The organism is Micrococcus sp. HSID17227, from assembly GCF_003989405.1.
Taxonomy (GTDB): domain Bacteria; phylum Actinomycetota; class Actinomycetes; order Actinomycetales; family Micrococcaceae; genus Micrococcus; species Micrococcus luteus.
The window spans coordinates 1-8126 of the sequence record NZ_RBLN01000087.1; the positions used below are offsets into that span (position 1 = coordinate 1).

An 8126-nucleotide genomic window follows, 5' to 3' on the forward strand; every position below is an offset into this window, starting at 1 on the left:
TAGTCGCGCGGGGGACAGGACCGCCGTCGTGGTGGGCGTCGACGGTTCCGAGCAGGGCCGTGCCGCCGCTCTCGAGGCCGCTGAGGAGGCCCGCCTCCGCCAGGCGCCGCTGAAGCTCGTGTGCGCCGTCCCGCCCCTGGGCGCGAACGCCGCGTGGCTGGCCGTCAGCCTGGACGAGGAGGCCCGAGAGCGGGAGCTGCGCGAGCGTCTCGACGCCGGCGCCGCGTGGATCCGCTCCGAGTTCCCCGGCCTCGAGGTCCTCACCGAGCTCGTGGACGGCACCCCCGTGGACGTGTTGGTGGACCAGAGCGCCACCGCCTGCCTCACCGTGGTGGGCACGCGCGGTCTGGGCGGCTTCGCCGGTGCGATCGTCGGCTCCACGAGCCGCGGCGTCGCGGACCACGCGAAGGGCCCGGTGCTCGTCGTCCCGTTCCGCGAGGACGTCCGCCTCAGCCGCCGCGCCTCGTTCGGCCCGGTCCAGGACCAGCCGGAGTCCTGACCGGCGTTCAGCCCCAGCCGAGCTCGTGGAGGCGCTCCTCGGAGATGCCGAAGAAATGCCCCACCTCGTGCATGACGGTGACGGTGATCTCGTCCTCGAGCTCGGCGCGGGAGGTGCAATGGCGGGTGAGTGGACCGCGGAACACCACGATCCGGTCCGGCATCTGCCACGCGAACTCGGCGCGCTCGGTCAGCGGCACGCCCTCGTAGAGGCCGAAGAGCTCGGTGGTCGGGTCCTCCCAGCGCTGCGGCTCGTACTCGTCCTCCACCACCACGACGACGTTCGTCAGCAGCCGTGCCAGCTCGTCGGGGATACGGGCGAGGGCCGCGGAGACGGCGTCGTCGAACTCCTGCTCGCTCATCCACGTGGCGGCGGGCTGGTCGGGCGACGGGCGGTGGTCCACGGCGGCTCCTGGGGGTGCGGGGCTCCGCGGTGCGGAGGGCGGCCGGCCGGCGGCCGGACTTGCCGGAGGGTGTGCGGCCACCATAGACTCCCAGGGTCCACCTCGGGAATCTCGACATCGGACCTGCCCCTATCGTCTAGAGGCCTAGGACACCGCCCTTTCACGGCGGCGACACGGGTTCGAATCCCGTTGGGGGTACGCAGAACGGCCGCCCTCGGCGGCCGGAACGGCACGTGGAGCGTGGATTTGCACGACGCTCGGAGGCTCTGCTAGAGTTTCCACTCGTTGCGAAAGCGGCGAGAACAACAGAACATGGCCCTGTAGCGCAGTTGGTTAGCGCGCCGCCCTGTCACGGCGGAGGTCGCGGGTTCAAGTCCCGTCAGGGTCGCTCGGATCGTCCGATCACCGGCATTCGGAAACGGAGTCCGGTGACGCATGGTCCTGGTGACGAAGGTCGCCGGGCTCTGTAGCTCAGTTGGTAGAGCGTACGACTGAAAATCGTAAGGTCACCGGATCGACGCCGGTCGGAGCCACCACTTCGAGAAGGCCCCCCGCAGACGCGGGGGGCCTTCGTCGTCCGGGGCGACGGGCCGCTGACAGACGGCGACGCGGTGGGCACACTGGGTCGATGCCCGATCGCCCCTCCCCCCGCGCGACCGGCGGCGAGACCGCGCTTGTGGTGATCGACGTCCAGCACAGCTACTTCGAGCATCCCGCGCTGGCCGCCCAGCAGGCCGAGCTGACGGCGGCGGTCGTGGAACTGCTCCGGACCGCGCGCGAGGCCGGCCGTCCCGTCTTCCTGGTGCGGACCGAGCACGCGCGGGACCGCTCCACGTGGACGTTGAACATGCTGGCCGACGGCGAGGGCTTCGCCTTCCCGGGCACCCGGCAGGCGGCTCTGCTCGACGGGGTCGCGGCGGCCGCCCCGGACGCCGTCGAGGTCGTGAAGACCCGGGACTCCGCCTTCCACGGCACGGGACTGGCGGCCGAGCTGCGGGGCCGCGGGGTGGATCGGCTCCTGCTGTGCGGCGTCTCCACCCACAGCTGCATCGCCGAGACCGCCACGGCCGCGTTCGCCCTCGACTTCCACGCCGCGATCGCGACGGACGCGATCGCCTCCGAAGAGCCGGCGCTGGCCGCCGCGATGCTCGACTTCCTCCGCGCCGAGATGCGTCAGCCGCTCCTCGGGCAGGACGAGGCACTCACCCTCCTGCGCACCGGCCTCGTCCCCGACCGGGGCTGAGGGGCGGTCACAGGATCTCGACGTCGCCCTCGTCCGTACGCGTGCGGTCCTGGGCGTCCTCCTCGATGTGCATGGCGGCGGACTCCGCATTGCGCAGGGAGTCCGGGGCACGTCCCTCCCCGGCCCGGTGCTGCGGGTCGTCCGAGCCGCCGCGCACGGGCTGGCCGTCGCGGCCGTCCTCCGGCTCGGGGTCGCCGGCGGCGTTGGGATCGGCGAGCAGGTCCGTCTCGAGCTCTCGTTCGTCCTCGCGGTCCTCGAAGGGGACGTCGGTCATGGTGCGGTCCTTCCTCTCGCGGGCGGGCCCGTCCGGCGCCGCCGTCGTCGTGGTGCCCCACACCCTAGTGAGGCCGCCCACGCCTCACCAGGGGACGCCCGCGCCGGGGCCGTGGGCGCGGTCACCCCACCGGGTGAGACCGTCCGCTCGGCCGCGTCTCAGGCAGGGAGCCGGCGTGCGGGACCACGTAAGGTCGGGAGGATGAGCGATCCGACACCGCCCTCGACCGAGCCCATGATCCCCGAGCAACCCGGGAACCATCCGTCCTCGGCGACCGCCCCCGACGCCGGCGTCGCCCCTGCCACCTCCGCCGCGGCCGCCCGCGACCGCGTCCTGCTGCCGTGGGTGTTCTGGCCCTCCGCGGTCATCGTGCTCTCCTTCGTGGTGGCCACACTACTCGCCCCCGAGCAGATGACCGTGGGCATCGGCCTGGTCCAGCAGGCCATCATCACGAACTTCTCGTGGTGGTACGCGCTCGTCGCTCTGTTCTTCGTGCTGTTCTGCGGCTACCTCGCGTTCTCCCGCAAGGGCGGGATCACGCTGGGCAAGCCCGATGAGAAGCCCGAGTTCTCCACGCTGTCCTGGTTCTCCCTGCTCTTCGCGGCGGGCATGGGCATCGGCCTCGTGTTCTTCGGCATGACCGAGCCGCTCATGCACTTCACCGATCCGCGGCCCGACGTGGCGGCCGCCAACCCCACCCAGGCGGAGGCCGCCCAGTCGGCGCTGGCCACCACGTTCCTGCACTGGGGCCTGCAGCCCTGGGCGATCTACGCGGTGGTGGGCGTGGCGGTCGCGCTGGCCATCCACCGGCGCGGCCGTCCCCTCGCGCTGCGCTGGGCCTTCGAGCCGCTGATCGGCGAGCGCCGCGTGCGCGGCGGCTGGGGCCACCTGATCGACAACATCGCCCTCATCGGCACCGTCTTCGGCGTGGCCACCTCGCTGGGCCTCGGGGTCACCCAGATGTCCGCGGGCCTGCGCGCGCTGGGCATCGTGCCCGAGGACAGCCCCTGGCTCGAGTACGCCATGATCGGCGCGGTCACCTGCGTGGTGCTCTACACCGTGGTCTCCGGCGTGGAGCGCGGCATGAAGTGGCTGTCCAACACCAACCTGATCCTGGCCGCCGGCCTGCTGCTGTTCATCGCGATCGTGGGACCCACCGCGTTCCTGTTCAAGGAGATGGTGCAGTCCCTCGGCTCCTACATGCAGTACTTCTTCGCGAACTCGCTCAACGTCTCCGCGTTCTACGGCGCCGAGGGCGACGCGTGGCAGGCCGGCTGGAGCGCGTACTACTGGGGCTGGTGGATGTCCTGGACGCCGTTCGTCGGCATCTTCATCGCCCGCATCTCGCGCGGTCGCACCGTGCGCGAGTTCATCGCCGGCGTGCTGCTGGTGCCCACCATGGTGGGCGTGGTCTGGTTCGGCATCCTGGGCGGCACCGCGATCTTCCTCGAGACCACCCGCCCGGCCGGGTACACCTCCGTGGTGGGCGCGGACGGCGCCATCGACTCGAACACCGCGCTCTTCCAGGTGCTCGAGCAGCTGCCCGCGGGCACGATGCTCGTGGTCGGCGCCATCATCCTCTCGGGCATCTTCTTCATCACCTCCGCCGACTCGGGCTCGCTCGTGATGGGCATGCTCGCCACGGGCGGCGACGTGAACCCGAAGGCCACGGTGAAGATCTTCTTCGCCATCGCCACCTCGCTCATGGCCGCGGCACTGCTGGCCGCGGGCGGCCTGTCCGCGATCCAGGTCCTGGCCATCACCATCGGCCTGCCGTTCTCCGTGCTGATGCTGCTGATCTGCCTGGCCACGTTCCGCTCGCTCGGCTACTCCGTGGCGCGGGTGGAGGCGGTGCGCCGCCAGGCCATGCTGGCCTCCATCAAGGACCGCCTGGGCCTCGAGTCCGACGACGACGAGGTGGTCGACGCCGGCCCCGTGGCGGCCTCGCAGTGGTGGGCCTCGCTCAGCCGGGACCACCAGCAGCGGATCGCCGATGCGGCCGCCGGCGTCCCGGCCTCAGAGGGGCCCCGCCGCCCCCGGCTGCGCCGCCACGAGCACTGACGTCCGGCCTCCCGGGCGACCTCCCGGCCCCGACGAGAACGGCCCCTGTCCCGCGCGGGACAGGGGCCGTCGTCGTCGTGGGGGTCAGTCCTCGTGGGACTGGCGGGTGCGGACCACCGGCAGGGTGCCGGTGCGGTCGTGGGCCGCGGCCGACGTGCGGGTGCCCGTGACGAACCAGGCGAGGGTCAGGACCGCGACCCACACGAGACCGATGATGAGCGCCTGGCGCGAATCCGGGATGGTGGCCATGGTGATCACCACGGTGGCCACGAACGCCAGGCCCAGGTAGGTGCCGACGCCGCCCAGCGGCATGGGGAAGGGGGACGGCTCCGCGCCCTGCTCCGCGACGCGCCTGCGCATGGCGCGGTGGGACAGGAAGATCATGGCCCAGGTCAGCACCACGGCGAACGAGGCGACGCCGGCCACCAGGCTGAAGGCGTTCGGGTCCACGGTGATCAGCACCGCGCCGAGCACCATCACGCCCAGCATCACGGCCACGGACAGCCACGGCACGCCGCCGCGGTTGGTGTGGGTGAAGGCCCGGGGTGCCTGGCCGTCGTGGGCCATCGCGTAGAGCAGGCGACCGGACGCGTAGATGCAGGCGTTGATCGCGGAGACGGCGGCGGTGAGCACCACGAAGTTCAGCAGGTGCGGGGCGAAGGGGACGCCGAGGCCCTCGAAGATCTGCACGAACGGGCTGGCCTTGCCGTCCACCTGGTTCCAGGGGACGAGGGCCATGATGACCGCCATCGTCAGCACGTAGAACAACAGGATGCGGATCGGCACCGTGTTGATGGCCTTGGGCAGCACCTTCTCCGGGTTCTTGGCCTCGCCCGCGGCCACGCCGAGGGTCTCGATGCCGCCGAAGGAGAACGTCACGATGGTGAGCGCGGTCAGCACGCCCAGGATGCCGTGCGGCAGGAATCCGCCGTGGTCCACGAGGTTCGCCAGGCTGGCCTGGGTGCCGTCCGCGGTGGAGGCGCCGGTGAAGAGCAGGATCACACCGCCGAAGATCATCGCCACGATGGCCCCGACCTTCACGAGCGTCAGCCAGAACTCGGCCTCACCGAAGTTGCCGACGTGCGTGAAGTTGATCAGGCCGACCACGAGGATCGTGGCCGCGACCCAGGCCCAGGCCGGGACCCCCGGGAACCAGAACGCCATGTACGTGGTGATGGCGGCGGTGTCCGCGACGATCACGACGGCCAGCTCGAAGACGAAGGTCCAGCCGGTCACGTAGCCGGCGAAGGGGCCGAGATAACGGGAGGCGTAGGCGGCGAAGGACCCGGAGACGGGCTCCCGGAGCGTCATCTCGCCGAGGGCGCGCATCACGAGGAACACGGCGGCGCCCGCGACGAGGAAGGACAGGATCACGCCCGGCCCGGCGGCCTGGATGCCGCCGGCCGAGCCGTAGAAGAGGCCGGTGCCCACCGCCGTGCCCAGGGCGATGAACATGATGTGCCGCTGGCTCAGGCCGCGGTGCAGCTGCCCGCGGTCCGCGGTGGCCGCGCCGGTCTCGGCGACGCGGGAGCCGGAGGGGGAGGTGCTCACGTGAAGTCTCCGCTCGAAGGGGGGGTGGATCAGGACACGCCATGGTGACTCGTGATACAGCGTTCATGCCACTTTGTCCGGTGTGATGCAAGTCATCGTGGACGTTACGTCGCGTTCGTCCGGCCAGGCCGGATGATGTGACCTCGCCCACCGCGGATTCCCCGCGGAAGGTCCGTGGCGCCCCGGCGGGTCCCGGGGCGCGCCGGGCTCAGTCCATGAGCAGCCACGCGGCGGCGTCGTGCGCGAGCCGCCCGTCCTGCACGGCCTCCGCCTCCTCGAGGGAGAACAGGGCCCGGGAATGGTTCGCGGGCAGGTCGACGGGCTCGGTCGACAGGTTCGCCATCACGAGCACGGTGCGCGCCGGGATCGGCTCGCCCGAGCCCAGGTGCCGGCCACCGCCCGAGGTGACCGTGAACGCCAGCACGCCGCGTGTGGGGTCGTGGTGCTCGGACCACGCGAACGTGCCCGTGCCCAGGTCGAGCTCGCCGCGGATCTGCAGCAGACGCCGGTACAGCTCGAACACGGAGCCCTCGACGCCGACCTGCCGGTCCGCCGCCAGCGCTCGGAAGGACGCGGGCTGGGGCAGCCACGGCGCGGCGACGCCCTCGGCGGCGGACGCGGGGCCGTCGTCGTCCGCGGGGGTCGAGAAGCCGTAGGACGGCTCGTCGGCGGCCCACGGCAGAGGGATGCGGCAGCCGTCGCGGCCGGGCTCCTTGCCGTCCGTGCGGAAGAAGTACGGGTCCTGGCGGTGCTCGGCGGCGAGGGTGGTGTGCTCGGGCAGGCCCAGCTCGTCGCCCTGGTAGATGTACGCGGAGCCGGGCAGGCCCAGCTCCACCATCGCGGCGGCGCGGGCCCGACGGCGACCGACCGCCTCGTCTGGCTGCTCGTCCTCGGCCGTGATGCCGGCGGGGTAGGAGCTCGGGTCGGCGAGGCCGTAGCGGGAGGCGTGGCGCACCGTGTCGTGGTTCGAGAGCACCCAGGTGTTCGGGGCGCCGACCCGGCCGGCCTGCTCGAAGGACCGGTCGATCGCGTGGGTCAGCGAGGCGGCGTCCCAGCCGGCCATGAGGTAGGTGAAGTTGAAGGTCTGGTGCATCTCGCCGGGGCGGACGTACCGGAACATCCGCGAGAGCGGGGCCACCCACGCCTCGGCCACCATCATCGGCTCGTGGTCGTAGGAGTCCAGGACCCGCCGCCAGTCCCGGTAGACCTCGTGGACGCGGTCCTGGTCCATGAACGGGGTGAGCGGCTCGAAGGTGTCCGGGTCGAACGTGGGGTCGGCGTCCTCGCCCGCGTCCGTGACCATGCCCATGCGGGAGTGCTCGGCGTCCGGGTAGCCGGGCTGCTTGATGAGCCCGTGGGCCACGTCCACTCGGAAGCCGTCCACGCCGCGGTCCAGCCAGAACCGCAGGATGGAGCGGAACTCCTCGCGCACCTCCTCGTTCTCCCAGTTCAGGTCCGGCTGCGTGGTGTCGAACAGGTGCAGGTACCACTGGCCCGGGGTGCCGTCCGCCTCGGTCACGCGGGTCCAGGCCCCGCCGCCGAACGTGGACTCCCAGTTGTTGGGGGGCAGCTCGCCGTGCTCGCCGCGGCCCTCGGCGAAGTGGTAGCGGGCGCGCTCGGGGGAGCCGGGGCCGGCGGCCAGGGCGGCCTGGAACCACGCGTGCTCGGACGAGGTGTGGTTCGGCACGAGGTCCACGACCACGCGGATGCCGGCCTCGTGCGCGGCGGCGATCATCTCGTCCGCGTCCGCGAGCGTGCCGAACCGCGGGTCCACGGCGCGGTAGTCCGCGACGTCGTAGCCGGCGTCGTGCTGCGGGGAGAGGTAGAAGGGCGAGAGCCAGATCGCGTCCACGCCGAGCTGGGCCAGGTAATCGAGGCGCGAGGTGACGCCGCGCAGGTCGATGCGGGCCTCGGGCGCGGCGGCGATCATGTCGTCCGGGTCCGCGATCGTGCCGAACCGGGGGTCCCCGGCGCGGTAGTCCGCGACGTCGTAGCCGGCGTCGTGCTGCGGGGAGAGGTAGAAGGGCGAGAGCCAGATCGCGTCCACGCCGAGCTGGGCCAGGTAATCGAGGCGCGAGGTGACGCCGCGCAGGTC

The 8126-nt window shown here is 72.0% G+C and carries 7 protein-coding genes and 3 tRNA genes; 6 read left to right on the top strand and 4 right to left on the bottom strand.

Annotated elements, in window-relative coordinates:
• Nucleotides 1–499: universal stress protein (locus tag D8M29_RS06245; RefSeq protein ID WP_148111534.1), on the top strand; the 499-nt coding region annotated here is incomplete at its 5' end.
• A gap of 7 nt (nt 500–506) precedes the next feature.
• Here D8M29_RS06245 and D8M29_RS06250 read toward each other — a convergent pair.
• Complete coding sequence (locus D8M29_RS06250; protein WP_036341550.1) at nt 507–902, bottom strand: metallopeptidase family protein; 396 nt, start codon at nt 900–902, stop codon at nt 507–509.
• Between the two features lie 125 nt (nt 903–1027).
• On the opposite strand from D8M29_RS06250, the gene D8M29_RS06255 reads away from it, so the two are divergent.
• From D8M29_RS06255 to D8M29_RS06270, 4 genes are all read left to right on the top strand, one after another.
• A tRNA-Glu gene (locus tag D8M29_RS06255) sits at nt 1028–1100 on the top strand.
• Between the two features lie 116 nt (nt 1101–1216).
• Nucleotides 1217–1290: transfer RNA gene (locus D8M29_RS06260), tRNA-Asp, on the top strand.
• A gap of 72 nt (nt 1291–1362) precedes the next feature.
• Nucleotides 1363–1438, top strand: a tRNA-Phe gene (locus tag D8M29_RS06265).
• A 92-nt stretch (nt 1439–1530) separates the two neighbouring features.
• A complete protein-coding gene (locus D8M29_RS06270; protein ID WP_127435246.1) occupies nt 1531–2145 on the top strand; it encodes a cysteine hydrolase family protein in 615 nt (204 codons plus the stop codon).
• Nucleotides 2146–2152: 7 nt separating this feature from the next.
• Here the strand turns inward: D8M29_RS06270 and D8M29_RS06275 are convergent, their stop codons facing one another.
• Nucleotides 2153–2419 (bottom strand): hypothetical protein, encoded by a 267-nt coding sequence (locus tag D8M29_RS06275; protein WP_127435247.1) that lies wholly within the window; start codon nt 2417–2419, stop codon nt 2153–2155.
• A gap of 201 nt (nt 2420–2620) precedes the next feature.
• On the opposite strand from D8M29_RS06275, the gene D8M29_RS06280 reads away from it, so the two are divergent.
• Entirely contained in the window at nt 2621–4480 is a 1860-nt protein-coding gene (locus D8M29_RS06280; protein ID WP_127435248.1) for a BCCT family transporter, read from the top strand.
• 84 nt (nt 4481–4564) lie between these two features.
• Here the strand turns inward: D8M29_RS06280 and D8M29_RS06285 are convergent, their stop codons facing one another.
• Both D8M29_RS06285 and D8M29_RS06290 read right to left on the bottom strand, forming a co-directional pair.
• On the bottom strand, nt 4565–6031 hold the full coding sequence (locus D8M29_RS06285) for an amino acid permease (RefSeq protein ID WP_036383523.1): 1467 nt from the start codon (nt 6029–6031) through the stop codon (nt 4565–4567).
• A gap of 208 nt (nt 6032–6239) precedes the next feature.
• On the bottom strand, nt 6240–8126 hold a 1887-nt coding region (locus tag D8M29_RS06290; RefSeq protein WP_161972459.1), incomplete at its 5' end, for an alpha-amylase family glycosyl hydrolase.

What these genes read in the sequence shown, in the direction of transcription:
- D8M29_RS06270 (WP_127435246.1), top strand. Translation starts at nt 1,531, where the DNA reads ATGCCCGATCGCCCCTCCCCCCGCGCGACCGGCGGCGAGACCGCGCTT.
- D8M29_RS06275 (WP_127435247.1), bottom strand. Translation starts at nt 2,419, where the DNA reads ATGACCGACGTCCCCTTCGAGGACCGCGAGGACGAACGAGAGCTCGAG.
- D8M29_RS06280 (WP_127435248.1), top strand. Translation starts at nt 2,621, where the DNA reads ATGAGCGATCCGACACCGCCCTCGACCGAGCCCATGATCCCCGAGCAA.